We start from the raw sequence: 24,769 nt of genomic DNA on the forward strand, positions 1-24,769 counted from the left end.
TTGTGTGAGGACACCGTTTTGCGCTCTACCGAAGTCGTGATCATTGGCGCTGGCGCCGCAGGGTTGATGTGTGCACTGACCGCCGCCGGGCGTGGGCGTCAGGTGATGCTGCTCGACCACGCGAACAAGGCCGGCAAGAAAATCCTGATGTCCGGCGGTGGGCGCTGCAACTTCACCAACATGTACACCGAACCGAGCAATTTCCTCTCGCAGAATGCGCACTTCTGCAAATCCGCGCTGGCCCGCTACACCCAGTGGGATTTCATCGGCATGGTCGCCAAGCACGGCGTGCCGTACCACGAGAAAAAACTCGGCCAACTGTTCTGCGATAACAAATCCAGCGACATCCTCGGCATGCTGCTGGACGAGTGCGATCAGGTCGGCGTCAACCTGCACCTCGACACCTCGATCCAGACCATCGAGAAAATCGAGGGCGGTTACCTGCTCGACACCACCCTCGGCCAGATCCAGTGCCAGTCGCTGGTGATCGCCACCGGCGGGCTGTCGATCCCGACGCTGGGCGCGACCGGTTTCGGTTATCAAGTCGCCAAGCAATTCGGCCACGACCTGCTGCCGACCCGCGCCGGTCTGGTGCCGTTCACCATCACCGATCAGCTCAAGGACTTGTGCACCGAACTGTCCGGCACCTCGGTGGATTGCCTGGTCAGCTGCAACGACCAGAGTTTTCGCGAGAACATCCTGTTCACTCACCGCGGCCTCAGCGGCCCGGCGATTCTGCAGATTTCCTCGTTCTGGGAGCCGGGCGACACGGTCGAAATCAACCTGCTGCCCGATCATGACGCCGCAAGCTGGCTGCAACAGCAGACCGCCGAGCGCCCGAACAGCGAACTGAAAACCCTGCTCGGCGAGATCTTCACCAAGAAGATGGCCAACCTGCTGGCGGACAATTGGTTTGTCTCCAAACCGATGAAGCAGTACACCCACGCCGAACTGGCGGACATCGCCGAGAAACTCGGCAGCTGGAAAGTCGTCCCGGCCGGCACCGAAGGCTACCGCACCGCCGAAGTGACGCTGGGCGGCGTCGACACCCGAGAAGTCTCGTCCAAGACCATGGAATCGCTGAAAAGCCCGGGCCTCTACTTCGTCGGCGAAGTGCTGGATGTCACCGGGCATCTGGGCGGGTTCAACTTCCAGTGGGCGTGGGCCTCTGGCTACGCAGCTGCCCAGTACGTCTGATCCAAAATCAAACGCAAAACCTGTGGGAGCGAGCCTGCTCGCGAATGCGGTGTATCAGTCGACATCAATGTTGAATGACACTCCGCTTTCGTCGGATCGCCGCCCGGAGCAAGCTCGCTCCCACAGTGGTTTGTGGTGTAAGTAAAAGGAACACTTTTTGCTGTCAGATGTGATCGGCGCCATTGCGTCGGCGTCATTACTGGCTCAATTTAGCGGCATCGCCTCGGAAGGCCTTCGCACTTCATGTCCTCGACCTCGTTTCGTCAGTCTTTGCGGCGCCTGTGGGCGCTGGATAAATTCAGCTACAGCGTGCGGGTGTTCATCGCCCTGACCGGCAGCATGGCGCTGTGCTGGTATCAGGATGAAATGGGGCTGCTGATCCCGTTGTTCCTCGGGATCATCGCCAGCGCCCTGGCCGAGACCGACGACAGTTGGCAGGGCCGCCTCAACGCACTGGCGGTAACGCTGGTGTGTTTCAGCGTCGCGGCGCTGTCAGTGGAATTGCTGTTCCCCTACCCCATCGTGTTCGTGATTGCGTTGGCACTGGCCAGTTTCAGCCTGACCATGCTCGGCGCACTCGGCGAACGTTACGGGGCGATTGCTTCGGCGACCCTGATTCTTTCCGTCTACACCATGATCGGCGTGGATCAGCGCGGTGGCGCGGTCACGGATTTCTGGCACGAGCCGATGCTGCTGGTGGCCGGCGCCGCGTGGTACGGCCTGCTGTCGGTGCTGTGGCAGGCGATGTTTTCCAATCAGCCGGTGCAGCAGAGTCTGGCGCGGCTGTTCCGCGAACTCGGCTATTACCTGAAGTTGAAATCCTCGCTGTTCGAGCCGATCCGTCAGATGGACGTCGAAGCACGGCGACTGGAGCTGGCCCAGCAAAACGGCCGGGTCGTCGCAGCCCTGAACAGCGCCAAGGAAATCATCCTGCACCGGGTCGGCAACGGTCGCCCCGGCTCGAAAGTCAGCCGTTACTTGAAGCTGTACTTCCTCGCCCAGGACATTCACGAACGCGCCAGTTCTTCGCACTACCCGTACAACGCCCTGGCCGATGCGTTCTTCCACAGCGACGTGCTGTTCCGCTGCCAGCGCCTGCTGCGCCAGCAAGGCAAGGCCTGTCGGGCGCTGGCCGAATCGATCCAGATGCGCCAACCGTTCATCTACGACGCGAGCTTCGCCGAAGCCCTGAGCGACCTGCACGCGTCCCTCGAACACCTGCGCATCCAGAGCAACCCGGCCTGGCGCGGACTGCTCCGTTCGTTGCGCGCACTGGCGGCCAACCTCGGCACCCTCGACCGTTTGCTCAGCGACGCCAGCAACCCCGATGCCCTGGCAGATGCCACCGACAGCAGTCTGCTTGACCGCTCGCCGCGCAACTTCAAGGACGTGTGGATTCGTCTGCGCACGCAGCTGACGCCGACCTCGCTGCTGTTCCGCCATGCCCTGCGCTTGCCGCTGGCGTTGAGCATCGGCTACGGCATGGTGCACCTGATACACCCGTCGCAGGGCTACTGGATCATCCTCACCACGCTGTTCGTCTGCCAGCCGAACTACGGCGCCACCCGGCGCAAACTCGGCCAGCGGATTTTCGGCACGGCGATCGGCCTGACCATTGCCTGGGCGCTGTTCGATCTGTTCCCAAGCCCGCTGGTGCAGTCGTGCTTCGCCATCGCCGCCGGCGTGGTGTTCTTTACCAACCGCACCACCCGCTACACCGTGGCCACCGCCGCGATCACGATCATGGTGCTGTTCTGCTTCAACCAGGTTGGTGACGGCTACGGGCTGTTCGTGCCGAGACTGTTCGATACCTTGCTCGGCAGCCTGATTGCGGGGCTTGCGGTATTCCTGTTCCTGCCGGACTGGCAAGGTCGGCGCCTGAACAAAGTGCTGGCCAACACCCTCACCTGCAACAGCATCTACCTGCGCCAGATCATGCAGCAATACGCCGCCGGCAAGAGCGACGACCTCGCCTATCGCCTGGCCCGGCGCAACGCGCACAACGCCGACGCCGCACTATCAACAACACTGGCGAACATGCTGATGGAGCCGGGGCATTTCCGGAAGGAAGCCGATGTCGGCTTCCGCTTCCTGGTGCTGTCGCACACCTTGCTCAGCTATCTGTCAGGCCTCGGCGCGCACCGTGAAACCCAGTTGCCGGCCGAGGTGCGCGAACATTTGATCGACGGCGCCGGGGTGAGTCTGGCGTCGAGCATCGATGAGATCGCCCAGGGTCTGGCGAGCAAACAGCCGATTGCCATTCAAAGCGATGAGGAAGAAGCGCTGGCCAATGAGCTGGAGCAGATGCCGGACGAAATCGACGAAGGCCAGCGGCTGGTGCAGACACAACTGGCGCTGATCTGCCGCCAGCTCGGCCCGTTGCGCACGCTGGCGGCGCACCTGATCAAGGACACAGCCGAGGATTGAGCCGCCTCACATGCCGTGCTGCCTGAGCAACTTGTCATAGCTGCCATCGGCCTTCATCGACGCAATCGCCTTGTCGAACCCGGCCACGATCTGTTCGTGCTGCGGGTTCTTCAGGCTGACCAGAATATGCAGGCTGTTCTCGCTCAGCGGCTTGGGCAGAAACTCCACCGCGTTACGTACCTTCTGTGATTCCCGGGCCAGGTAATAGCGGGCCACGTATTCGTCTTCCAGGGTCAGCTTGACCCGGTCCGCCGCGAGCATGCGCACGGCCATGGCGAAGTTATGCACAGGGACTTTCTGCAACGCGGTGTCGGCATCGAACGGCGCCGAATAGGCATAGCCGCGCACTACCGCAACCGGATAGGTATGCAGCTCCTGCAGGTTGTTGTATTCGATGGGCGCGTCTTTGCGCTTGAGGAAGCGCACGCGATTGAGCAGGTACTCGGCGGAAAACTGCCCGATCTTCGTGCGCTCGTCGTTGTACCAGGCGTTGACCAGCACGTCGTAACGTCCTTCGCCAACACCCAGCAACGCCCGCGCCCACGGCACCTGCTCATAACCGCTGGCATAACCGGCACGGGCCAGGGCCGTGCTGACGATGTCGGTCGCCAGCCCACCGTTGACCAGCGTGTCATCGGTAAAGGGCGGCCAGACGTCGAACACCAGACGCAATTTCTCCGCTGCCGCGCTTTGACCCAGCAACAGCAATCCGATCAAAGCAAAGGCTCGATGCAATCGCGGCATGCTTGAAAATCCTTAGCGGGCGGGCCGCCCGGCGTGTTTTCAGTCAAAACCCCAAGGCCCCTTACTGGCGAATCCCAGGCCCTAACCTTAGCTCATTGAAGCCATTGCACAGTGCTTCCCAGCAGATTACACAAAGTACGGCGAGCCGCGATATTGGAATGATGGCATTTTGGCCTTTGTCACAGATTTCTCAGCCATACAGACATATTTCGGCGGGGCGCTTAGTATCGGGCGACGTTGTTCAAGGAATCGGAAGATGACAATCGAGTGGGTCTGCAAACATCACAGCGATCTGGGACTGGAGCAGCTGTACGCCATTTTGAAATTGCGCTCGGAAGTGTTCGTGGTCGAACAGCGCTGCGCGTACCTGGATCCGGACGGTCAGGATCTGGACGGTGACACCTGCCATCTGATGGGCTGGGACGATGATCAACTGGTGGCGTACCTGCGCCTGCTGGACCCGGAATCCCAGGGTGGCGACGTGGTGATCGGCCGCGTGCTGACCGCGCCGGCCGGGCGTGGCAAAGGGTTGGGGCATGAAATGATGGAACAGGCGCTGAAACAGGCCGAGAAGCGTTGGCCTGAAGTGCCGATCTATCTGTCGGCCCAGGCGCATTTGCAGGGGTATTACGGGCGGTATGGGTTTGTGGTGGCGGGTGAGGAATATCTGGAGGATGACATTCCGCACATAGGTATGCGGCGGTCCTGAAAAAGCCCCCTCACCCTAACCCTCTCCCGGAGGGAGAGGGGACTGATTGGGGAATATTCGGGAGATACAACGACCTGAACGAGCGTTGTTGAATCCATAATCGCCACACTTGATCAGGTCGATGTATGACGCAAGACACCTCGGTCAGCCCCCTCTCCCTCCGGGCGGTCCGACGTTTCGGGAGGGCTGGGGTGAGGGCAGCGACCTAAAGGCAAACACCCAACTCAGGGATACTCGAGAACAGCCTTGATCTGCCGCAAATTCCGCTCGATCCACCCCCGATCAATCGCCCCCCAGTCGCGAATCCGGTAGCGCCCCGCATGATTGCGCGCGCCCTCTTCCTGTTCGAACTCACAGACGATATCCAGATCCGCCAGCGCCGCAATCGTGTCCTGCGCCGTACGCCGGGGCATGCCGGTGACCTCGGTCAACGCCGGCACGCTGCTGGCCAGGCCGCTGTCGATCAGGTACGCCACGTACAAGCGCCGGTAGAAACTGCTCTTGGTCTTGCTTACGTCCATGCATGCGCTCCGTTGTTTGATGTCTTATTGCATGTCCCGCCAGGTCAGATACACCCGCAGGTCGAACTCGACCTGGTGGTAGCCCGGCAGCATGTGCTCACATAATTTATAGAACGCCTTGTTGTGATCCGACTCCTTGAAGTGCGCCAACTCGTGGACGACGATCATCTTCAGAAACTCCGGCGCGGCGTCCTTGAACAGCGAGGCGATGCGGATCTCTTTCTTGGCCTTGAGCTTGCTGCCCTGCACCCGCGACACCGTGGTGTGCAGGCCGAGAGCGCGATGAGTCAGATCAAGGCGGTTGTCGAACAGCACCTTGTCGATGGCCGGGGCGTTGCGCAGGTATTCCTGCTTCAGGTCCAGCGCGTAGCCGTACAACGCCTTGTCGCTCTGCACATCGTGGCGGCCCGGGTAGCGTTGGCTCAGGTAATCACCGAGGCGGTTGTCGGCGATCAATTGGCGCACCTGATCCTGCAGATTCGCGGGATAGGCCTGGAGGTATTTCAACGCAGTCATGGGGCGGCACGGGTCATGAAAAGGCCGCCAGTGTAGCGAATTCAACCGGCCAACGCGCTCCAGTCGAACGGCTCGGTAAAGCGTACGGTGTCCTCGGCGACCAACGGCCGCGCCACCAGAAAGCCTTGCACGTACTGACAACCATGGGCTTGCAGCCACTGGTATTGCTCGACGGTTTCCACGCCTTCGGCAATCACCAGCAAGCCGTATTCCTTGCATAAGTCGATGACCGTGCGCACCAGCGAAGCGTCGCGGGACGAGTCCGGCAATCGGGCGATCAGGTGGCGATCGAGCTTGAGAGTGTCCAGTTCCAGATCGCGCAGATGCGCCAGCGAGCAGGCTCCGGAACCGAAATCATCCAGCGCCACCCGCACCCCGAGATTGCGCAGCAGCTTCAGCTGCTTGCGGGTCTCGTCCGGGTTGATCGTCAGCGCCTCTTCGGTGACTTCCACTTCCATCTGGTGCGGCTGCAAACCATGGCGCTCCAGCACCTGGCGCAATTCGGTCACCAGATTCGGCAGGCCGAACTGAGTGTTGCTCAGGCTCACGCCGATCACCAGATCCTTGGAGAACTCGGCCTCCCACGCCTTACGCTGCCCGGCGCTGCGATGATAGATCCAGCTGCCGAGGCGGCTGATCAACGTCGCCTCTTCCAGCAACGGCAGGAACAGCCCCGGCGGCACGTCGCCGACACTCGGATGCTGCCAGCGCAGCAACGCCTCGAAACCACGAACGCGACCATCGCCAATGGCCACCTGCGGCTGATACACCAGATTGAAATCGCGGTTCTCGATGGCATTACGCACGCTTTCTTCCAGCATCAGCCGCGACCGCGCGCGGCCGTTCATTTCATGATCGTAGAAGCGATATTGCTGACGCCCGGCACGCTTGGCCTCGTACATGGCGATGTCCGAAGCACGCAGCAAACCGTCGAGGTTGTTGCCGCAATCCGGGTAAGTGGCGATGCCGATACTCGCACCCAGCGCAATATCCAGCCCTTCAATCTGCTGACAGATCGACACCCGCTCGATGAGCTTCTCGGCGATCTTCGCCGCTTGCTCGGGGAATTCCAGATCCAGCAGCGCGGTGAACTCGTCACCGCCCATCCGCGCCAGAATGTCGAACGGCCGCAGGCAGGCTTTCAATTGTTCGGAGACCCAGCGCAACACCCGGTCCCCGGCATCATGGCCGAGGGAATCGTTGACCCTTTTGAAGCCGTCGAGATCGAGGTACATCAACACCCAACTGCTGTCCGTGCGCTCGCCGCGCAACAGCAGGTTTTCCACAGTCTGGTAAAAACCCCGGCGATTGAGCAGCCCGGTCAGCGGGTCGGTGACCGCCTGAAATTCCAGCTGTTGATGCAGATGACGCACCACCGACATGTCCAGCACCGTCACCACCATCGCGTGCTGTTCACTCGGCAGCGGCGCACAGGACAAGGCCACCGGCACCTGCTGCCCCGGCGCGGTGCGCAGCGACGCGTCGTGTAGACGCAGGGTCTCGCCACGTTTGTAACCGGCGTAAAACTCGGAATCGGCCCACAGCGGAATATGCGGTTTCTGCAGGTAATCGAGAAATTCCTGCCCTTCCAGTTCCTTGACCGGCGCATTGAGCAGCCGGGAAATCGCCGGGTTGGCGAAGCGGATCAAGCCATCCTCGCCCAACACCAGAATCCCTTCGGCGGCGTTATCCAGCACCGAGGCATTGAAGGCCCGCGCCGATTCCAGATCCTGACTCAAGCGCTGCAAGGCCCGGCGATTGCGCTGGTGTTCCAGCAGCGCCTGGACTTTGGGTTTGAGAATCTGCGGATCGAAGGGTTTGAACAGGTAATCCACCGCCCCGCTGGCGTAACCCTTGATCACGGCGTCCTGGGACTGCTCGTTGGCGGTGAGGAAAATGATCGGGGTCAGGCGCGTGCGCTGACTGCCGCGCATCAGCCGCGCGACTTCGAAACCGTCCATGCCCGGCATCTGCACATCCAGCAGCACCAGGTCGATGTCGTGTTCGAGCAACAGGTTGAGCGCTTCGTAACCGGAAGCGGCGGTCAATACCTGCCAGTCCTGGCGCTGCAGCAACGCGCGCATGCTGATCAGGTTTTCAGGGTAATCATCGACGATCAAAAGGACTGAGCTGCCTTCACCTGGCTGGGGTTGCGCGCATTCCATGCTGCTTCTCTTGTCGGGACAACTCGTGTCGGGGCATCTCGGGTCAGTGTTCCGGGCGGCTTCTCGTGAAAACCGTACAGTCACCGAGTCTTCACTCTAGTCCGGGATCTGTAAAAGCAATAGCTGTCATCCAGCCATCATTTAAACAAACCAGCAGGCAGCCGACTAACGGTCACCGCTGAAGCCCCCGAAAACCGGGAAAGGTGGCATTTCGACAGGATGTTGACGCCAATCATCTGCCGGACGGCCATTAACAAAAAATCCCTCTACGCTTATAAAGGCCGCCCCCAAGAGGCGCGGGCTAGAGCTTCTGGCACGCGCGTGCAAGAGAAATAGAGTGGAAGAACCGACATGATCGACCTCGCAACCTGGAACCTCAGCGTTCCCGTTGGCAGCCCGCCCTACACCGTCGAAACCTCCAAACTGGTGAACGGCTTCAAGGATCAGTACTTCCATTCCGACACCGGCACCTTGTTCTTCTGGTCCCCGGTGACCGGCTCGAAAACCGAAAACGCCATCTACCCGCGCACCGAACTGCGCGAAACCTACAGCAACGGAACATTGCGCAACTGGTATTACCCCGACGCCGACAACCTGCTGCGCGCGACCCTGTCGGTCAACAAGGTGCCCAGCTCGGGCAAGATCGTCATCGGCCAGATCCACGCCTACGAAAGCCAGAAGCCGATGCTCAAGCTTGAGTACCAATACAAAGAAAAAACCGAGACCGGCAACCTGGTGATCAAACTGCGCACCCATCCGGATCAGGACGAAAGCCGCGTTATCACCCTCGCCACCGGGATCAAACTCAATCGCGAGTTCAACTACCTCATTCACCTGAGCCCCGGCGGTGCACTGGGCGTGAGTGCGGCCGGGTATCAGTGGGATTCGCAGATCAGCGCGACGTGGCGCAACAAACCGCTGTACTTCAAGGCGGGCGTGTATGTGCAGGACAACACCGGGTACACCAGCGAGGGTGGGCAGGTGACGTTCAGCAAGTTGGATATTGATCACGATAAATAGCGATGCCGCGCACGTTTAAGGCCGCTGTTTAAAGGCTGTGCACGTAACGTCCCGAAGCCTACAACGGCTTGCGTCACTGCCTACCACTACGCCAGAATCCGCCGGCTTGTGCGCCTGGAGGGCCGTCGGTAACTTGATTCGGGTCACTGATTCGCAGTGATCGGGTTTAGTAGCCCGTGGCTTCGAGCTTGTGCACAAGCATCTGTCAGTCAGGAATTTCGATTCCTGCGCCTGATGGCGACTGTGCGCAGGGCACCTTCGGGTGCGCCGGCTTGCTCGAAACCCCGGTCTACTAACCTGCGTACAGTTGCCTCCACTTTGATTAGTAGCCAGAGCGGGGGCACTCCAATCAGGTTTTGAGCAAATGACTATATCGACGCCTCATCCGCCGGTCACAGACCCGGCCTCCCCCTACGATTCCATCGACCCCAAAAAACTCAACGAAGCCGCCGAACGCGCCCTCGACCACTACCTCTGCCCCGGCGCCCGCATCATGGCCACGGTGAACGAACCCGACCGCATGTACTTCGCCAACCCCGCCTACAACACCGAGTCCCTGCTGGCCAACGCCAGCGAAACCCTCGGCTCCGCCAGCGAAATGCTCAACAACTTCGCCGCCTCCCTAACCCCCGCCGACCGCAAAACCGCGATAGGCATCGCACAACTGGTGATGCTGGGAGAACTGGCAGTGAATCAGGCGCTGGATCACGTTGAGCCGAAGTAATCCGCTCTATCTAAATAAACCCGCTTCACGGCGGGTTTCTCGAAGTGAAATGTGATGTTTGCACAACATGAATCTTTAAATGTTGCGGAAGCGGAACATGGACTACGTCCTATTGATCAGCCGTCTAGGTAATCAACTACGCGAAAAACGTATAGCTCTTGGCCTGACGCAAGTACAACTTGCCGAGCTCGCGGGGCTGACGCGATACAAAATCATCGCAGTGGAGAAAGGCGCTCCATCTGTCAGCATGATCGCCTACGCACGCACCCTGGCAGCTCTGGATAGTGAGCTTGTTGTCATTCCAGCTGTAATGCCGACTCTTGAAGAGCTTGCGGAGGTATTCAAATGATCTCTGATTTTTGGATAGTTCTTAATCCACGCAAAAATCACCACCCATAAAAAATCCGCCTCTCGGCGGATTTTTTATTCAGTCAGCTCAACACCCAGTCTCAATTGACCTTGGCGTTCAACTCACCCTTCAGATAACGCTGGTACATGGCTTCCAGCGAGATCGGCTTGATCTTCGAAGCGTTGCCAGCGGTACCGAAAGCTTCGTAACGAGCGATACATACATCGCGCATGGCCTTCACGGTTTCGCCGAAGAATTTACGTGGGTCGAACTCGCTCGGGTTGGTGGCCATCAGGCGACGCATGGCGCCGGTGGATGCCAGACGCAGATCGGTGTCGATGTTGACCTTGCGCACGCCGTGCTTGATGCCTTCGACGATTTCTTCAACCGGTACGCCGTAGGTTTCTTTGATGTCGCCGCCGTACTGGTTGATGATCGCCAGCCATTCTTGTGGAACCGACGAGGAACCGTGCATCACCAGGTGGGTGTTGGGGATGCGTTTGTGGATTTCCTTGATGCGGTCGATGGCCAGCACGTCACCGGTAGGTGGCTTGGTGAACTTGTAGGCGCCGTGGCTGGTGCCGATGGCGATGGCCAGGGCATCAACTTGAGTCTTCTTGACGAAGTCAGCAGCTTCTTCCGGGTCGGTCAGCATCTGGCTGTGATCCAGAACGCCTTCGGCGCCGATGCCGTCCTCTTCACCGGCCATGCCGGTTTCCAGCGAACCCAGGCAGCCCAGCTCGCCTTCAACCGAAACGCCGCAGGCGTGAGCCATGGCCACGGTTTGTTGGGTAACGCGGACGTTGTATTCGTAGTCGGTCGGGGTCTTGCCGTCTTCGCCGAGGGAACCGTCCATCATGACCGAGCTGAAGCCCAGTTGGATCGAGCGCTGGCAGACGTCAGGGCTGGTGCCGTGGTCCTGGTGCATGCACACCGGGATGTGCGGGAATTCTTCGATTGCCGCCAGGATCAGGTGACGCAGGAACGGGGCGCCGGCGTATTTGCGGGCACCGGCCGAAGCCTGGACGATCACCGGGGAGTCAGTCTTGTCAGCGGCTTCCATGATGGCGCGCATCTGCTCAAGGTTGTTGACGTTGAAGGCTGGAACGCCGTAGCCGAACTCGGCTGCGTGGTCCAGCATCTGGCGCATGCTGATAAGTGCCATTGTGTGTGTCTCTCCCGGTTTGGGTCGTTAATCGTGCCAGCCTGCCGGAGCGGCGGCGGCTATTCAAGTGATTGCAGATCGGGGGTTGAGGCCCGGCCTGGTGATTCGATAAAGCAAATTCTGTTTTATTCGGCTTTGCAGCCCCGACCGATCAAATCATTGGTGGCGACCCAGTAAACCAGGCCTTCCTCACCTTTGATGTGAAACGCCAGCATGTCGTCGCTGTACAGCGCGCCCGAGGCGCCCGGCTCTTCTTTCAGGTGATAGACCTGATCACCGCCGCCCAGACGCACATCGACTTCCTTGCGGGCGGCATCGGTGTAGCGCCACAGCACCCTGGCCTGGCTGTCGCAGGTCCAGGTGGTCCAGTTATCCACAGGGGCGGATGACTGGAACGGGTTCCACTGCGCGCAACCACCCAACAATCCCAGTGCCGCAACGGCGATCAAGCCTTTCATCCGTGTTCCTCGACCGGCAGCGCACGCCGCCGGCCCTGAGTTAAAGAGTCAGACCGGTCAAGGACAACCATGTTCCTTGGCCGGGGTTTGCGTCTCGTATTTGTCCAGACCGTCCGGGCCCGAGCGCTTGTTCAGCACCGGGTTGGTTTCGGCCTGCCAGTCGGCCTGGTAGCAGCCTTTCTGGGCCTCGCCCGGTGCCGGTGTCGGCTCGGCCTTCGGGTTACTCCCGCAGGCCGCCAGCGTACCGGTCAGCAGCAACAGCGCTAACGACTTGACCATCTGAACACTCCTTTGCCTGGCCAATCGGGCGGCCTCAGGCCTTGGCCCGGCTTTCCAGGACTTCAACGGCCGGCAGCACCTTGCCTTCGACGAATTCGAGGAACGCGCCACCGCCGGTGGAAATGTAGGAGATCTTTTCAGCCACGCCATATTTATCGATGGCCGCCAGGGTGTCGCCACCGCCGGCAATCGAGAACGCCGCGCTTTCGGCGATGGCTTCGGCCAGCACTTTGGTGCCGTTGCCGAACTGGTCGAATTCGAACACGCCGACCGGGCCGTTCCACAGGATGGTTTTCGACGACTTCAGCAGTTCGGCGAAGTTGGCCGCGGTTTGCGGGCCGATGTCGAGGATCATGTCGTCGGCAGCCACGTCAGCGATCAGCTTGACGGTCGCTTCGGCGCTTTCAGCGAATTCCTTGGCAACCACCACGTCCACCGGCAGCGGCACGCTGACTTTAGCGGCAATGGCGCGAGCGGTATCCAACAGGTCCGGCTCGTACAGCGACTTGCCGACCGGGTGACCGGCCGCAGCGAGGAAGGTGTTGGCGATGCCGCCGCCGACGATCAGTTGATCGCAGATTTGGCTCAGGCTGTTCAGCACGTCGAGTTTGGTCGACACCTTGGAGCCGGCAACGATGGCAGCCATTGGCTTGGCCGGGGCGCCCAGGGCTTTGCCCAGTGCATCAAGCTCAGCAGCCAGCAGCGGGCCGGCAGCGGCGACCTTGGCGAACTTGGCTACACCGTGCGTTGAACCTTCAGCGCGGTGAGCGGTGCCGAAAGCGTCCATCACGAACACGTCGCACAGGGCGGCATATTGCTGGGCCAATTCGTCGGCGTTCTTTTTCTCGCCCTTGTTGAAGCGCACGTTTTCGAACAGCACGATGTCGCCGGCCTTGACGTCAACGCCGCCCAGGTAATCAGCCACCAGCGGCACTTCGCGGCCCAGGGCCTTGCTCAGGTAGTCGGCGACAGGCTTGAGGCTGTTCTCGGCGGAGAATTCGCCTTCGGTCGGACGACCCAGGTGCGAGCAGACCATCACGGCCGCGCCTTTTTCCAGGGCCAGCTTGATGGTCGGCAGCGAAGCCAGGATACGCGCATCGCTGGTGACAACACCGTCCTTGACTGGGACGTTGAGGTCTTCGCGGATCAATACGCGCTTACCTTGCAGATCGAGGTCGGACATCTTCAACACGGTCATGGGTCGCACTTCCTACGGTTTTTTTGAAGTCGCTGTTTGCAGATAGTGTTCTGCAACATCCAGCATTCGGTTGGCAAAACCCCATTCGTTGTCGAACCAGGCCAGGATGTTCACCAGCCGAGGGCCGGAAACGCGGGTCTGACTGGCATCGACGATGGCCGAATGTGGGTCATGGTTGAAATCACAACTGGCGTGAGGCAATTCGGTGTAGGCCAGCAGACCTTTGAGCGGGCCGCTGGTGGCGGCGTCGCGCAGGATCCGGTTGACCTCGCCGGCGTCGGTGTCGCTCGCGGTCTGCATCGTGATGTCGAGGCAGGACACGTTGACCGTCGGCACGCGTACGGCTTTGGCCTGAATTCGCCCGGCAAGTTCCGGCAGCAGGCGCTCGATGCCACGCGCCAGACCGGTGGACACCGGGATCACCGACTGGAACGCCGAACGGGTGCGGCGCAGGTCTTCGTGGTGATAGGCGTCGATCACCGGCTGATCGTTCATCGCCGAGTGAATCGTGGTGATCGACACGTAATCCAGGCCGACCGCCTGATCCAGCAGACGCAACAGCGGCACGCCGCAGTTGGTGGTGCAGGAGGCGTTGGACACCAGCAGTTCGTCGCCGGTCAGGCAATCCTGATTGACGCCGTAGACGATGGTGGCGTCGACATCCGCCTCACTGGCCATCGGCTGCGAAAACAGCACACGCGGCGCGCCGGCGTCGAGGAAACGCTGGCCATCTGCGCGGGTGTGCCAGGCGCCGGAGCATTCGAGCACCAGATCGACGCCCAGCGACGCCCAATCGATGCCTTCGGGGGTGGCACTGCGCAGGACCTTCACGCAGTCGCCATTAATATGCAGACAATCGCCGTCGACCTTCACTTCGCCGGGGAACCGGCCGTGGGTGGAGTCGAAGCGTGTCAGGTATTCGATGCTGGCCATGTCGGCCAGATCGTTGATCGCGACAATTTCAAACCCTGCCGCCGGGCCTCGCTCGAACAACGCACGCAAGACGCAACGACCAATCCGGCCGTAGCCGTTGAGTGCAACTTTGTAGGGACGCGGTTGAGGCATGGGGTTCTCGATTACCGTGGTGAATCAGGCAGTGCGATGTTGCCCGAACCACCGCTTTCGCGGGCAAGCCCGCTCCCACAGTGTTCTAGGCTGGTCACACATTTTGTGTACACCAAAGAACCTGTGGGAGCGGGCTTGCCCGCGAAGGCGTCAGTTCAGGCGACACCTTTTCTGGATCAGTCTTCCAGCAGCTCTTCAGCCTGACCCAGGATGTTTTCCAGGGTGAAGCCGAACTCTTCGAACAGTGCCGAAGCCGGAGCCGATTCGCCGTAGGTGGTCATGCCGATCACGCGACCTTCCAGACCCACGTACTTGAACCAGAAGTCGGCGTGGGCCGCTTCGATCGCGATACGCGCGCTGACCTGCAACGGCAGGACCGCTTGCTTGTAGCTGGCGTCCTGAGCGTCGAACGCGCTGGTGCATGGCATGGAAACCACGCGCACCTTGCGGCCCTGCTCGGTGAGTTTGTCGTAGGCCTGAACGGCCAGACCGACTTCCGAACCGGTCGCGATCAGGATCAGCTCAGGCTCGCCTGCGCAATCCTTCAGCACGTAACCACCACGGCAGATGTCGGCGATCTGGCCGGCATCACGGGTTTGGTGCTGCAGGTTCTGACGCGAGAAGATCAGCGCCGACGGGCCGTCCTTGCGCTCCAGAGCGTTTTTCCAGGCCACGGCCGATTCAACGGCATCGGCTGGACGCCAGGTGTCGAGGTTCGGCGTGCTGCGCAGGCTGGTCAGTTGCTCGATCGGCTGGTGCGTCGGGCCGTCTTCGCCCAGACCGATGGAGTCGTGGGTGTAGACGTGGATCACGCGCTGCTTCATCAGAGCGGACATGCGCACTGCGTTGCGGGCGTATTCCATGAACATCAGGAAGGTCGCGCCGTAAGGCACCAGACCGCCGTGCAGGGCAACGCCGTTCATGATCGCGGTCATGCCGAATTCGCGCACGCCGTAGTACATGTAGTTGCCGCTGGCGTCTTCGGCGCTGACGCCTTTGCAGCCTTTCCACAGGGTCAGGTTGGAACCGGCCAGGTCAGCCGAACCGCCCAGCACTTCCGGCAGCAGCGGGCCGAACGCGTTCAGGGCGTTCTGGCTGGCTTTACGGCTGGCGATGGTTTCGCCTTTGGCCGCAACGTCGGCGATGTAGGCGTCAGCTTTCTCGGAGAAGTCGGCCGGCAGTTCGCCGCTCAGGCGACGGATCAGTTCGTTGGCTTCGGTCGGGAACGCGGCGGAGTAGGCAGCGAAACGCTGATCCCACTCGGCTTCGGCGGCGCGGCCTTTTTCCTTGGCATCCCACTCGGCATAGATGTCGGCCGGGATTTCGAACGGGCCGTGGTTCCAGTTCAACGCCTGACGGGTCAGTGCGATTTCCGCGTCACCCAGCGGGGCGCCGTGGCAATCTTCCTTGCCTTGCTTGTTCGGCGAACCGAAACCGATGGTGGTCTTGCAGCAGATCAGGGTCGGCAGCGGGCTCTTGCGAGCGGTCTCGATGGCGGTCTTGATCTCTTCCGGGTCGTGACCGTCGACGTTGCGGATCACTTGCCAGTTGTACGATTCGAAACGCTTCGGCGTGTCGTCGGTGAACCAGCCTTCGACTTCGCCGTCGATGGAGATGCCGTTGTCATCGTAGAAGGCGATCAGTTTGCCCAGGCCCAGAGTGCCGGCCAGGGAAGCGACTTCGTGGGAAATGCCTTCCATCATGCAGCCATCGCCCAGGAACACGTAGGTGTGGTGGTCGACGATGTTGTGGCCGGGACGGTTGAACTGCGCGCCCAGTACTTTTTCTGCCAGGGCGAAGCCCACGGCGTTGGCCAGACCCTGACCCAGCGGGCCGGTGGTGGTTTCAACGCCCGGGGTGTAACCGAATTCCGGGTGGCCCGGCGTACGGCTGTGCAATTGACGGAATTGCTTCAGGTCGTCGATCGACAGGTCGTAGCCGGTCAGGTGCAGCAGCGAGTAGATCAACATCGAGCCGTGGCCGTTGGACAGCACGAAGCGGTCACGGTCGGCGAACGATGGATTGCTCGGGTTGTGCTTGAGGTAGTCGCGCCAAAGCACTTCGGCGATATCTGCCATACCCATAGGGGCACCGGGATGGCCGCTGTTGGCTTTTTGCACGGCATCCATGCTGAGGGCACGAATGGCGTTGGCACGCTCACGACGGCTAGGCATCGCTGATCTCCTGGGTGTGAATAGATTGAAACGGAAAAAAGGAGGGCATTTTCCCTCACCCGAGCGCCTCGGGGCAATGATAGATAGTCATCCGGAGGCGTTTTTCCCATGGATAACATCGGTTTCGGTTGGTGAAACCTTTCCGCTGTTGGTTTGTAGAGTTAGCCGGGCGGTGAGAAGTGCAATCGAATGCGCCATCCATCGAGCAATATCAAAACTTTTTGATATAGACCTTGCGATGCTTCCGGGCCGTCACTAGACTGCCAGCCCTATGAACCTACGCGTGCCTTCCATTCGCCATGACGATTGCGACGAGCTGGCGGCCCTGTGCAAGGCCGGCGGCGATCCGCTGCGGCTGAATGTATTGCGCGCACTGGCCAACGACTCGTTCGGCGTACTGGAACTGGCGCAGATTTTCGATATCGGCCAATCCGGCATGAGCCATCACCTTAAAGTGCTGGCGCAGGCGGATCTGGTGGCGACTCGCCGCGAAGGCAATGCGGTGTTCTATCGCCGCGCCCTGCCCCACACTGAGTTGCTGGGCGGCAAGTTGCACGCTGCATTGTTAGAAGAAGTCGACAATCTGCCGCTGCCGGCCGACGTGGAAGCCCGGATCGCACAGGTTCACGGGCAACGCGCGGCCAACAGCCAGGACTTTTTCGCCCGGGTCGCGGAGAAATTCCGCGCCCAGCAGGATTTGATTGCCGGTCTGCCGCAGTACCGTGAAAGCGTGCTGGCCCTGCTCGACAAACTGAATTTCAATGGCGCTGCCACGGCCATTGAAGTCGGCCCCGGCGATGGAGCTTTCCTGCCGGAACTGGCGCGTCGCTTCGGCACCGTAACCGCACTGGACAACAGCGCGGCGATGCTCGAACTGGCCCGCCAGGTATGTGAACGTGAACAGCTGGCTAACGTCAGCCTGCAATTGGCCGATGCATTGAATGGCACAAGCCTTCAGGCCGATTGCGTGGTGTTGAACATGGTGTTGCACCATTTCGCCGCGCCGGCCGAAGCGCTCAAGCACATGGCCAGCCTGCTGCAACCGGGCGGTAGCCTGCTCGTGACAGAGTTATGTAGCCACAACCAGAGTTGGGCCAGGGAGGCCTGCGGTGATCTGTGGTTGGGGTTTGAACAGGACGATCTGGCCCGTTGGGCCACCGCTGCGGGACTCGTTCCCGGGGAAAGCCTCTATGTAGGCTTACGTAATGGTTTCCAGATCCAGGTCCGCCATTTTCAGCGACCGGCTGGCGACACTCACCATCGGTAAATTCAGGAAAACATCGAGATGAGCGAATACTCCCTCTTCACCTCCGAGTCCGTGTCTGAAGGACATCCGGACAAAATCGCCGACCAGATTTCCGATGCAGTGCTGGACGCCATCATTGCCCAGGACAAGCACGCACGCGTTGCGGTGGAAACCCTGGTCAAGACTGGCGTGGCCATCGTTGCCGGTGAAGTGACCACCAGCGCCTGGGTCGACCTGGAGCAGATCGTTCGTGACGTGATCTGCGACATCGGCTACACCAGCTCCGACGTCGGCTTCGACGGTGCGACCTGCGGCGTGATGAACATCATCGGCAAGCAGTCCCCTGACATCAACCAGGGTGTTGACCGTGCCAAGCCTGAAGATCAGGGCGCCGGCGACCAGGGCCTGATGTTCGGCTACGCCAGCAACGAAACCGACGTGCTGATGCCGGCACCGATCACCTTCTCGCACCAGCTGGTGCAGCGTCAGGCCGAAGCCCGCAAGTCGGGTCTGCTGCCCTGGCTGCGTCCGGACGCCAAGTCGCAAGTGACCTGCCGTTACGAAGGCGGCAAGGTTGTCGGTATCGACGCTGTGGTTCTGTCGACCCAGCACAACCCTGAAGTGTCGTACAACGACCTGCGCGAAGGCGTGATGGAGCTGATCGTCAAGCACGTGCTGCCTGCCGAACTGCTGAGCAAGGACACCCAGTTCCACATCAACCCGACCGGCCAGTTCATCATTGGCGGCCCGGTAGGTGACTGCGGTCTGACCGGTCGCAAGATCATCGTCGACAGCTACGGCGGCATGGCCCGTCACGGCGGCGGCGCGTTCTCCGGTAAAGATCCATCCAAGGTTGACCGTTCGGCGGCCTACGCTGGCCGTTACGTTGCCAAGAACATCGTGGCGGCCGGCCTGGCCGAGCGTTGCGAGATCCAGGTTTCCTACGCGATCGGTGTGGCCCAGCCTACCTCGATCTCGCTGAACACCTTCGGCACCGGCAAGATCAGCGATGACAAGATCATCAAACTGGTCCGCGAAGTGTTCGACCTGCGTCCATACGCGATCACCACCATGCTGGACCTGCTGCACCCGATGTACCAGGAAACCGCAGCCTACGGCCACTTCGGCCGCGCTCCGCAGACCAAGACCGTTGGCGAAGACACCTTCTCCACGTTCACCTGGGAAAAAACCGACCGCGCCGACGCTCTGCGTTCCGCTGCCGGCCTGTAATTTTCCTGGCGGTACAAGAAGCCCCGCACGGTTCGCCGTGCGGGGCTTTTTCATGGCCGCGAAACAACCGGCAAAACAGCCGCCCGGCCCGCTTCAAAATCCCGGCTAGCCTTCAGGTATCTCTCTGAGCAAGGACGCTCACGATGCTTGCCACACTGCGCCTGTTTTTGTTTTTCCTGCCGTTTTTCCACCTCAACACCTTCGCTGCCGACTGCCCCGACTGGGCCGCCGCCCGGGCTTCGAGCGAAGTCGCCGCCCTGCAACAACAGATCGACCGCTGGGACGACGCCTATCATCGCGAAGGTCGTTCGGTGATCGCCGATGAGCTCTACGATCAGTCCCGCCTGCGCCTGAACCAATGGCGCCGGTGCTTCAAACTTCCCTCACCGCCCGAGCCGTTGCGCACCACGTCAGGCCCGGTTGCGCACCCGGTCGCTCACACTGGTCTGGACAAACTTCATGACGCGGCGGACATCGCGACCTGGCTGCGCGACCGCCAAAACGTATGGGTGCAACCCAAGGTCGATGGCGTGGCGGTCACCCTGATCTATCGCGACGGCCGATTGCATCAGGCGATCAGTCGCGGTGATGGTGTTCGCGGGCAGGACTGGACGGAGTCGGCAAAAAGAATCGGAGCCATTCCGCAACAGCTGACGCAACCGCAGGACATGCTGGTGCAAGGCGAACTCTACTGGCGTTTGAACGGACATACACAGGCTCGTGCCGGCAGCGCCAACGCCCGCGCCACCGTGGCCGGGCTACTGGGGCGCAAGGATCTCGACGCGGAACACGCTGCCGGCATCGGGCTGTTTGTCTGGGACTGGCCGCAAGGGCCGAAGGACTTGCCGGAGCGAATCGCGGCCCTTACGCAGTTCGGTTTTCCTACCACGGAGCCCTACACCCAGGCCGTCGCCAGCCTGAACGAAGCGCAACACTGGCGCGATCACTGGTATCGCTCGCCACTGCCATTTGCCACGGACGGAGTGGTTCTGCGCCAAAGCCTGCGGCCACCGGCAGAGCGCTGGCAGGCTCGTCCGCCCTACTGGGCTGTCGCCTGGAAATACCCTTTTGCCCAGGCACTGGCCGATGTGCGCAAGGTGAACTTCAAGATCGGCCGCACCGGGCGCATTACGCCGGTGCTTGAACTGTCGCCGGTGATGCTCGATGACCGGCAGATCAAACGGGTCAGCGTCAGTTCGCTCAGGCGCTGGCAGGAACTGGACATTCGGCCCGGCGATCAGGTGGCAATCAGCCTGGCCGGGCTGACGATTCCGCGCCTCGACAGCGTGGTGCTGCGCAGCACTGAACGCGTGGATCTGAACGTTCCGCTCGCCCGCGACTTTCACGCCCTGAGCTGCTGGCAACCGACGCCGGGCTGCGAAAGCCAGTTCCTCGCCCGCCTGACCTGGCTCAGCGGCAAGCAGGGACTGGCCCTGCCCCATGTCGGTCGCGGCACCTGGGAGAAACTTCTGGAAACAGGCCGCCTGAACAGCCTGCTGGATTGGTTGACCCTCGACGGGCCGGAGCTTGCTAACATTGCCGGTCTCGGCGAGCGCAGCAGTGCCCGCCTGCTGCACAGTTTTCACAGCGCCCGCCAACGGCCGTTCCTGCAGTGGCTCAAAGCCCTGGGGCTGCCACCGACCGGTCAGGCAACACTCGCCGATTCATGGCAGACGCTGGCACAACGCAACACCGAACAATGGCAGGCAGAAGCCGGAATCGGCCCGGGTCGCGCGGCGCAATTGAGCGCCTTTTTTCGTGACCCGCAGGTACTGGCCCTGAGTAAAACCTTGCAAGCCGCCGGTGTCGACGGCTTCTGAACACGCAATCCCCGGCCCACCGGGAACCCAAGTCCGCCGGAGCGCTCCAACAGCGCAGTGCTTCACCGATACGATTGCCTTTGCACATGGAGCTTTTATGAAATTTCTCGCACCGCTCGCCCTGCTGTCTTTCTGCGCAGTCCTCGCCGCCCCCGTGATGGCCGACGAAGACGCGCCGGGCCTGACCGGTTGTGCTGCCAAGAAGCAGGGCATCATCAATCAGATCGAACAGGCCAAGTCCCGCGGCAATGCCGACCAGCAGGCCGGCCTCGAAACCGCCCTGCGCGAAGTCACCGAACACTGCACCGACGCCGGCCTGAAGAAAGAGCGGGAAAACAAGGTACTCGACGCCAAGCACGAAGTGAGCAGGCGTCAGGCTGATCTGGACAAGGCCATGAAGAAGGGCGATCCGGAGAAGATCGACAAGCGCAAGAACAAGCTCGCCGAATCGCGCAAGGAATTGCAGGACGCGCTGGACGAACTCGACAAGTAAGAAAGCCGGGGATCACGGCCAAAGGCTGTGATCCCTTGAACATCAGTGGTCGCGAAACTCTTTATGGCAGGCACTGCAGGCATCTTCGACTTTCTGCACCGCCGGCCCCAGGTTACTGGCCTTGTAGGGTTGAACCTTGCTGGCGATCACCAGTTCACCGGTGGCCGCCTCAAGGGTGCGGGCCATTTCCTGGAAACGGGCCTGTTTCTGCCAGACATCGTCCTTGGCGCTGGTGTGATCTTCTTCGCGCACCTGCGGAAAATGTTTCCACGGCTCATGAGACAACGCATCGAGCTTGACCGCGCCTTCGGCGAATTTCGCTCCGTCGAACGGGATGCGCCCACGCAACATGCCACCCAGGTCTTCGCCGGTCTTGAGCATCTGCTTGAAGATCGCCTTGCGCTGACCCAGCGGGGAATTCGGGTCGACACCGCCACAGGCGGACAAGGTCAGACAGGCCAGCAATACAACAGAAATTCTTTTAAGAGTCATGGTGGCTTCAGGTCACGGAAATCGGCGGCCAGTATCCTCGCGTCACCGCCAAACACCAATAGCCCTATTAACAATAAGGGTTGCTTGAGCGCATGGAGCACTTCAGCAACCGGCACAGGAAATTCTCCATGAACAGCCGCTTCAAGGCCTGGCGTCATCCGCTCATCGTCACCCTGCCGCTGCTGGCGATCCTCGCCGGCTGCACCGGTGGCGACAGCGCCAAGCCGAAAACCCACGCCCTGGCCACCTACTCCAGCGCCACTTGGGAAGCGTTGCCTGCGGTGTCCGACAGCGATCTGGTGGCCGGATTCAGCTCGTGGCGCAGCGCGTGCACCCGGCTCAAGGCTGACCCGGTCTGGGGCCCGACCTGTGCGGCAGCCGCCAACGTGCCGCAAAGCGCCGGCGACATTCGCGCCTTCCTCAAGCAGAACCTCGACGTCTTCGGCCTGCGCGCCGAAAACGACAATCCCAACGGCCTGATCACCGGCTACTACGAACCGGTCTATCCCGGCAGCCTGACGCAAACCGCCACCGCCAACGTGCCGGTGTATGGCGTGCCCGAAGACATGATCATTGTCTCGCTGGAAAGTATTTACCCGGAACTCAAAGGCAAGCGCCTGCGCGGCCGCCTCGAAGGTCGCGTGCTCAAGCCTTACGACGACGCAGCGACCATCGAGACCAAAGGCGTCAAGGCGCCGGTCGTGGCGTGGCTGACCGACCCGATGAACCTGCAATTCCTGCAGATTCAGGGGTCGGGGCGAATTCAGACTGATGACGGCCGACAACTGCGCATCGCCTACGCCGACCAGAATGGTCACCCGTACCGACCGATCGGCCGCTGGCTGGTGGAACAGGGCGAGCTGAAAAAAGAAGAGGTGACCATGGGTGCGATCAGCAACTGGGCCAAGGCCAACCCATCGCGCATTCCGGAACTGCTGGCGAGCAATCCGAGCTACGTGTTTTTCACCCGCAACCCGGACAGCAATGAAGGGCCGCGCGGCTCGCTGAATGTGCCGCTGACCGCCGGTTACAGCGCGGCAGTGGACCGCAAGGTGATTCCGCTGGGCAGCCTGTTGTGGCTGTCGACCACTCGCCCCGACGGCACGCCGCTGGTACGCCCGGTGGCTGCGCAGGACACTGGCGGCGCGATTGCCGGTGAGGTTCGCGCGGATCTGTTCTGGGGCACCGGCGATGCCGCCGGGCAACTGGCGGGCGACATGAAACAGCAAGGACAGATCTGGATGCTCTGGCCAAAAGGCGCGGCGTTGCCGCAAGTGCCGCAGGTAGCCGACAAGCCGTAAGCACAATGCAAAAGATCGCAGGCCTCGTCAGCCTGCGATCTTTTCAGGTTCAGATCGAAACGAAGAAGAAACTGGCAATCAGCACCATCCCGACAAACCAGACCAACGAGCGCAGAGCCGCCCAGTCCGCCAGATAGCAAATGATGTAGAGCAGGCGACTGGTGATGAACAGCACCGCCAGCACATTGACCGTCACCAGCTCTGCCGTGCCCACCAGGTGCGCGACGATCACCGCCGCCGCAAACGCCGGAGTCACTTCAAAACTGTTCAGCTGCGCCGCATGGGCACGGCGCGCCACGCCATCCACGCTGTCCAGAAAGTCCCGGGGATCATGATTGTCCCGCAGTCTGAAACCGCCCGAGGCCTTGGCCACGACGGTGCACAGATAGGGCAGAAAAATCGCGATCAACACACACCACAAAGCCACCGTCATAACACCGTCCTTCTTTCGAGTTTTAGAGTTGCCGGGCGGTCAGAACTTCATCACCAACATACCGATCAGCACCAGCCCACAGGCTAAGAGCCGCGGCCGGCCGAAAGGTTCTTTCAGGTAACGCATGCCGAACAGCACCACCAGGATCACGCTGATTTCACGCAACGCCGCCGCTTCGGCAATTGAGCCCAACTGCATCGCCCACAGCACCAGAGCGTAGCTGAACAACACGCAGAACCCGACCGCCAGTCCCAGCTTCCATTGCTCGCGCCAGAACAGCTTGAACGCCGGCCGCTTGGCCACCCACGCCAGCAACGGGAAAGGCCAGGCACTGAGCAGCGTGACCCAGACCAGGTAATCCAGCGGATGCGACCAGCGCCGCAACGCCTGACCGTCGATGTAGGTGTAGCAACCGATGCACAAGCCGATCAGCGCTACTACCGGCAGCATCGCCCACGGCAAATGTTTCCCGCCGCCGCCCTGCCAGAGCAGGCAAGCCATGCCCAGCGGGATCAGCAGAATCCCGAAGATCTGCTGGGTGGTCAGCATTTCGCCGGCGAAGATCAGGGTCAGCGCCAGCACCACCAGCGGTGACAATCCGCGCATCAACGGATAGACCAGCCCCAGGTCGCCGACCCGATAGGCCTGAATCAACAGGTAGCGATAAAGCAGCTCGAACGCCGCCGACGCCAGAATCCACGGCCAGATTTCCGCCGGCGGCAGGCTGATGAAAGGCATCGCCAGCGCGACGAACAACAGCGCCACGGTGTCCATGCAGGCCACCACCAGCAGCCGTTCGGCGCTGAACTTGATCAACGTGTTCCACGCTGCGTGCAACAGCGCCGCCACCAACACCAGAGCTGTCGCCAGCACGTGCCACTCCTTTGTTCTTGTTGTTGAACCTGAGCCAATTAGTCAGATTATTGATTCGCGATGTGTCAGCAGCTGTTTATACTGCAAGCGACCACGCCGCACTCAGTTGCGCACAGATAAATTCCAATAATTCCTGCCTGCCCCGTTCTCGCCCGAGACCGGTCGCCGGC

The 24,769-nt window shown here is 61.0% G+C and carries 24 protein-coding genes; 11 read left to right on the plus strand and 13 right to left on the minus strand.

All coding sequences use genetic code 11. The features are described 5' to 3' along the window. The first annotated feature begins 18 nt into the window (after positions 1–18). Both CAF76_RS04385 and yccS read left to right on the plus strand, forming a co-directional pair. Positions 19–1,197, plus strand: a complete 1,179-nt coding sequence (locus tag CAF76_RS04385) for an NAD(P)/FAD-dependent oxidoreductase (protein ID WP_085646935.1) — start codon at positions 19–21, stop codon at positions 1,195–1,197. A 243-nt stretch (positions 1,198–1,440) separates the two neighbouring features. Next, positions 1,441–3,624, plus strand: a complete 2,184-nt coding sequence (gene yccS, locus CAF76_RS04390; protein WP_085646936.1) for a YccS family putative transporter — start codon at positions 1,441–1,443, stop codon at positions 3,622–3,624. Positions 3,625–3,630: 6 nt separating this feature from the next. On the opposite strand, the gene CAF76_RS04395 is transcribed toward yccS, so the two are convergent. Further along, on the minus strand, positions 3,631–4,368 hold the full coding sequence (locus tag CAF76_RS04395; RefSeq protein ID WP_039767985.1) for an ABC transporter substrate-binding protein: 738 nt from the start codon (positions 4,366–4,368) through the stop codon (positions 3,631–3,633). A 256-nt stretch (positions 4,369–4,624) separates the two neighbouring features. On the opposite strand from CAF76_RS04395, the gene CAF76_RS04400 reads away from it, so the two are divergent. Beyond that, complete coding sequence (locus CAF76_RS04400; RefSeq protein WP_085646937.1) at positions 4,625–5,077, plus strand: GNAT family N-acetyltransferase; 453 nt, start codon at positions 4,625–4,627, stop codon at positions 5,075–5,077. A gap of 224 nt (positions 5,078–5,301) precedes the next feature. Here the strand turns inward: CAF76_RS04400 and CAF76_RS04405 are convergent, their stop codons facing one another. Genes CAF76_RS04405 through CAF76_RS04415 form a run of 3 tightly spaced genes read right to left on the minus strand, consistent with a single transcriptional unit; the run spans position 5,302 to position 8,279 of the window. Next, on the minus strand, positions 5,302–5,598 hold the full coding sequence (locus CAF76_RS04405; protein ID WP_064380184.1) for a helix-turn-helix domain-containing protein: 297 nt from the start codon (positions 5,596–5,598) through the stop codon (positions 5,302–5,304). Positions 5,599–5,622: 24 nt separating this feature from the next. Further along, complete coding sequence (locus tag CAF76_RS04410; protein ID WP_085646938.1) at positions 5,623–6,114, minus strand: M48 family metallopeptidase; 492 nt, start codon at positions 6,112–6,114, stop codon at positions 5,623–5,625. Positions 6,115–6,155: 41 nt separating this feature from the next. Continuing rightward, positions 6,156–8,279: a bifunctional diguanylate cyclase/phosphodiesterase gene (locus tag CAF76_RS04415; protein WP_085646939.1), complete on the minus strand. Its 2,124-nt coding sequence runs from the start codon at positions 8,277–8,279 to the stop codon at positions 6,156–6,158. A 351-nt stretch (positions 8,280–8,630) separates the two neighbouring features. Between CAF76_RS04415 and CAF76_RS04420 the strand changes: the two genes are divergently transcribed. The 3 genes from CAF76_RS04420 (at position 8,631) to CAF76_RS04430 (ending at position 10,372) form a co-directional block, all read left to right on the plus strand. After that, positions 8,631–9,299, plus strand: a complete 669-nt coding sequence (locus CAF76_RS04420; RefSeq protein ID WP_011336318.1) for a polysaccharide lyase family 7 protein — start codon at positions 8,631–8,633, stop codon at positions 9,297–9,299. Between the two features lie 364 nt (positions 9,300–9,663). After that, on the plus strand, positions 9,664–10,023 hold the full coding sequence (locus tag CAF76_RS04425) for a DUF6124 family protein (RefSeq protein WP_085646940.1): 360 nt from the start codon (positions 9,664–9,666) through the stop codon (positions 10,021–10,023). A gap of 97 nt (positions 10,024–10,120) precedes the next feature. Then, on the plus strand, positions 10,121–10,372 hold the full coding sequence (locus tag CAF76_RS04430) for a helix-turn-helix domain-containing protein (protein WP_085647210.1): 252 nt from the start codon (positions 10,121–10,123) through the stop codon (positions 10,370–10,372). A 100-nt stretch (positions 10,373–10,472) separates the two neighbouring features. Here the strand turns inward: CAF76_RS04430 and fba are convergent, their stop codons facing one another. The 6 genes from fba to tkt all read right to left on the minus strand — a co-directional run bounded on the left by fba (position 10,473) and on the right by tkt (position 16,711). Continuing rightward, positions 10,473–11,537 (minus strand): class II fructose-bisphosphate aldolase, encoded by a 1,065-nt coding sequence (gene fba, locus CAF76_RS04435; RefSeq protein WP_085646941.1) that lies wholly within the window; start codon positions 11,535–11,537, stop codon positions 10,473–10,475. A gap of 125 nt (positions 11,538–11,662) precedes the next feature. Next, positions 11,663–11,995: an MliC family protein gene (locus tag CAF76_RS04440; RefSeq protein WP_085646942.1), complete on the minus strand. Its 333-nt coding sequence runs from the start codon at positions 11,993–11,995 to the stop codon at positions 11,663–11,665. A gap of 57 nt (positions 11,996–12,052) precedes the next feature. After that, positions 12,053–12,274: a hypothetical protein gene (locus CAF76_RS04445; protein ID WP_007959706.1), complete on the minus strand. Its 222-nt coding sequence runs from the start codon at positions 12,272–12,274 to the stop codon at positions 12,053–12,055. A 34-nt stretch (positions 12,275–12,308) separates the two neighbouring features. Further along, complete coding sequence (locus CAF76_RS04450) at positions 12,309–13,472, minus strand: phosphoglycerate kinase (RefSeq protein ID WP_011336326.1); 1,164 nt, start codon at positions 13,470–13,472, stop codon at positions 12,309–12,311. 12 nt (positions 13,473–13,484) lie between these two features. Continuing rightward, positions 13,485–14,537 (minus strand): erythrose-4-phosphate dehydrogenase, encoded by a 1,053-nt coding sequence (gene epd, locus CAF76_RS04455; RefSeq protein ID WP_064600007.1) that lies wholly within the window; start codon positions 14,535–14,537, stop codon positions 13,485–13,487. A gap of 176 nt (positions 14,538–14,713) precedes the next feature. Further along, positions 14,714–16,711 (minus strand): transketolase, encoded by a 1,998-nt coding sequence (gene tkt / locus CAF76_RS04460; protein WP_085646943.1) that lies wholly within the window; start codon positions 16,709–16,711, stop codon positions 14,714–14,716. Between the two features lie 271 nt (positions 16,712–16,982). On the opposite strand from tkt, the gene CAF76_RS04465 reads away from it, so the two are divergent. From CAF76_RS04465 to CAF76_RS04480, 4 genes are all read left to right on the plus strand, one after another. Then, a complete protein-coding gene (locus CAF76_RS04465) occupies positions 16,983–17,978 on the plus strand; it encodes a metalloregulator ArsR/SmtB family transcription factor (protein ID WP_085646944.1) in 996 nt (331 codons plus the stop codon). 18 nt (positions 17,979–17,996) lie between these two features. Further along, the gene (gene metK / locus CAF76_RS04470; protein ID WP_011336330.1) at positions 17,997–19,187 is read left to right on the plus strand and encodes a methionine adenosyltransferase; all 1,191 of its coding nucleotides are present in this window, start codon (positions 17,997–17,999) and stop codon (positions 19,185–19,187) included. A 143-nt stretch (positions 19,188–19,330) separates the two neighbouring features. Then, complete coding sequence (ligB, locus tag CAF76_RS04475) at positions 19,331–21,007, plus strand: NAD-dependent DNA ligase LigB (RefSeq protein ID WP_085646945.1); 1,677 nt, start codon at positions 19,331–19,333, stop codon at positions 21,005–21,007. Positions 21,008–21,104: 97 nt separating this feature from the next. After that, positions 21,105–21,500, plus strand: a complete 396-nt coding sequence (locus tag CAF76_RS04480; protein ID WP_039767970.1) for a DUF1090 domain-containing protein — start codon at positions 21,105–21,107, stop codon at positions 21,498–21,500. Positions 21,501–21,542: 42 nt separating this feature from the next. Here CAF76_RS04480 and CAF76_RS04485 read toward each other — a convergent pair whose 3' ends face one another. Beyond that, complete coding sequence (locus CAF76_RS04485) at positions 21,543–21,992, minus strand: cytochrome c (protein WP_074692066.1); 450 nt, start codon at positions 21,990–21,992, stop codon at positions 21,543–21,545. Between the two features lie 128 nt (positions 21,993–22,120). Between CAF76_RS04485 and CAF76_RS04490 the strand changes: the two genes are divergently transcribed. After that, a complete protein-coding gene (locus CAF76_RS04490; RefSeq protein WP_085646946.1) occupies positions 22,121–23,293 on the plus strand; it encodes a murein transglycosylase A in 1,173 nt (390 codons plus the stop codon). A 49-nt stretch (positions 23,294–23,342) separates the two neighbouring features. On the opposite strand, the gene CAF76_RS04495 is transcribed toward CAF76_RS04490, so the two are convergent. Together CAF76_RS04495 and CAF76_RS04500 are read right to left on the minus strand one after the other, a co-directional pair. Next, a complete protein-coding gene (locus CAF76_RS04495; protein ID WP_039767967.1) occupies positions 23,343–23,726 on the minus strand; it encodes an MAPEG family protein in 384 nt (127 codons plus the stop codon). Positions 23,727–23,765: 39 nt separating this feature from the next. After that, complete coding sequence (locus tag CAF76_RS04500; RefSeq protein ID WP_085646947.1) at positions 23,766–24,599, minus strand: EamA family transporter; 834 nt, start codon at positions 24,597–24,599, stop codon at positions 23,766–23,768. Positions 24,600–24,769 lie beyond the last annotated feature (170 nt).

The organism is Pseudomonas sp. B40(2017) (genome assembly GCF_002112855.1).
In the GTDB taxonomy this organism is placed as follows: Bacteria; Pseudomonadota; Gammaproteobacteria; order Pseudomonadales; family Pseudomonadaceae; genus Aquipseudomonas; species Aquipseudomonas pharyngis.

Coding starts and splice junctions, on each gene's coding strand:
- CAF76_RS04450 (WP_011336326.1), bottom strand. CDS start 13,472: ATGACCGTGTTGAAGATGTCCGACCTCGATCTGCAAGGTAAGCGCGTA.
- CAF76_RS04465 (WP_085646944.1), top strand. CDS start 16,983: ATGAACCTACGCGTGCCTTCCATTCGCCATGACGATTGCGACGAGCTG.
- CAF76_RS04495 (WP_039767967.1), bottom strand. CDS start 23,726: ATGACGGTGGCTTTGTGGTGTGTGTTGATCGCGATTTTTCTGCCCTAT.
- CAF76_RS04485 (WP_074692066.1), bottom strand. CDS start 21,992: ATGACTCTTAAAAGAATTTCTGTTGTATTGCTGGCCTGTCTGACCTTG.
- CAF76_RS04490 (WP_085646946.1), top strand. CDS start 22,121: ATGAACAGCCGCTTCAAGGCCTGGCGTCATCCGCTCATCGTCACCCTG.
- yccS (WP_085646936.1), top strand. CDS start 1,441: ATGTCCTCGACCTCGTTTCGTCAGTCTTTGCGGCGCCTGTGGGCGCTG.
- CAF76_RS04395 (WP_039767985.1), bottom strand. CDS start 4,368: ATGCCGCGATTGCATCGAGCCTTTGCTTTGATCGGATTGCTGTTGCTG.
- CAF76_RS04400 (WP_085646937.1), top strand. CDS start 4,625: ATGACAATCGAGTGGGTCTGCAAACATCACAGCGATCTGGGACTGGAG.
- CAF76_RS04480 (WP_039767970.1), top strand. CDS start 21,105: ATGAAATTTCTCGCACCGCTCGCCCTGCTGTCTTTCTGCGCAGTCCTC.
- tkt (WP_085646943.1), bottom strand. CDS start 16,711: ATGCCTAGCCGTCGTGAGCGTGCCAACGCCATTCGTGCCCTCAGCATG.
- epd (WP_064600007.1), bottom strand. CDS start 14,537: ATGCCTCAACCGCGTCCCTACAAAGTTGCACTCAACGGCTACGGCCGG.
- CAF76_RS04405 (WP_064380184.1), bottom strand. CDS start 5,598: ATGGACGTAAGCAAGACCAAGAGCAGTTTCTACCGGCGCTTGTACGTG.
- fba (WP_085646941.1), bottom strand. CDS start 11,537: ATGGCACTTATCAGCATGCGCCAGATGCTGGACCACGCAGCCGAGTTC.
- CAF76_RS04410 (WP_085646938.1), bottom strand. CDS start 6,114: ATGACTGCGTTGAAATACCTCCAGGCCTATCCCGCGAATCTGCAGGAT.
- CAF76_RS04445 (WP_007959706.1), bottom strand. CDS start 12,274: ATGGTCAAGTCGTTAGCGCTGTTGCTGCTGACCGGTACGCTGGCGGCC.
- CAF76_RS04425 (WP_085646940.1), top strand. CDS start 9,664: ATGACTATATCGACGCCTCATCCGCCGGTCACAGACCCGGCCTCCCCC.
- CAF76_RS04440 (WP_085646942.1), bottom strand. CDS start 11,995: ATGAAAGGCTTGATCGCCGTTGCGGCACTGGGATTGTTGGGTGGTTGC.
- CAF76_RS04430 (WP_085647210.1), top strand. CDS start 10,121: ATGGACTACGTCCTATTGATCAGCCGTCTAGGTAATCAACTACGCGAA.
- CAF76_RS04415 (WP_085646939.1), bottom strand. CDS start 8,279: ATGGAATGCGCGCAACCCCAGCCAGGTGAAGGCAGCTCAGTCCTTTTG.
- metK (WP_011336330.1), top strand. CDS start 17,997: ATGAGCGAATACTCCCTCTTCACCTCCGAGTCCGTGTCTGAAGGACAT.
- ligB (WP_085646945.1), top strand. CDS start 19,331: ATGCTTGCCACACTGCGCCTGTTTTTGTTTTTCCTGCCGTTTTTCCAC.
- CAF76_RS04420 (WP_011336318.1), top strand. CDS start 8,631: ATGATCGACCTCGCAACCTGGAACCTCAGCGTTCCCGTTGGCAGCCCG.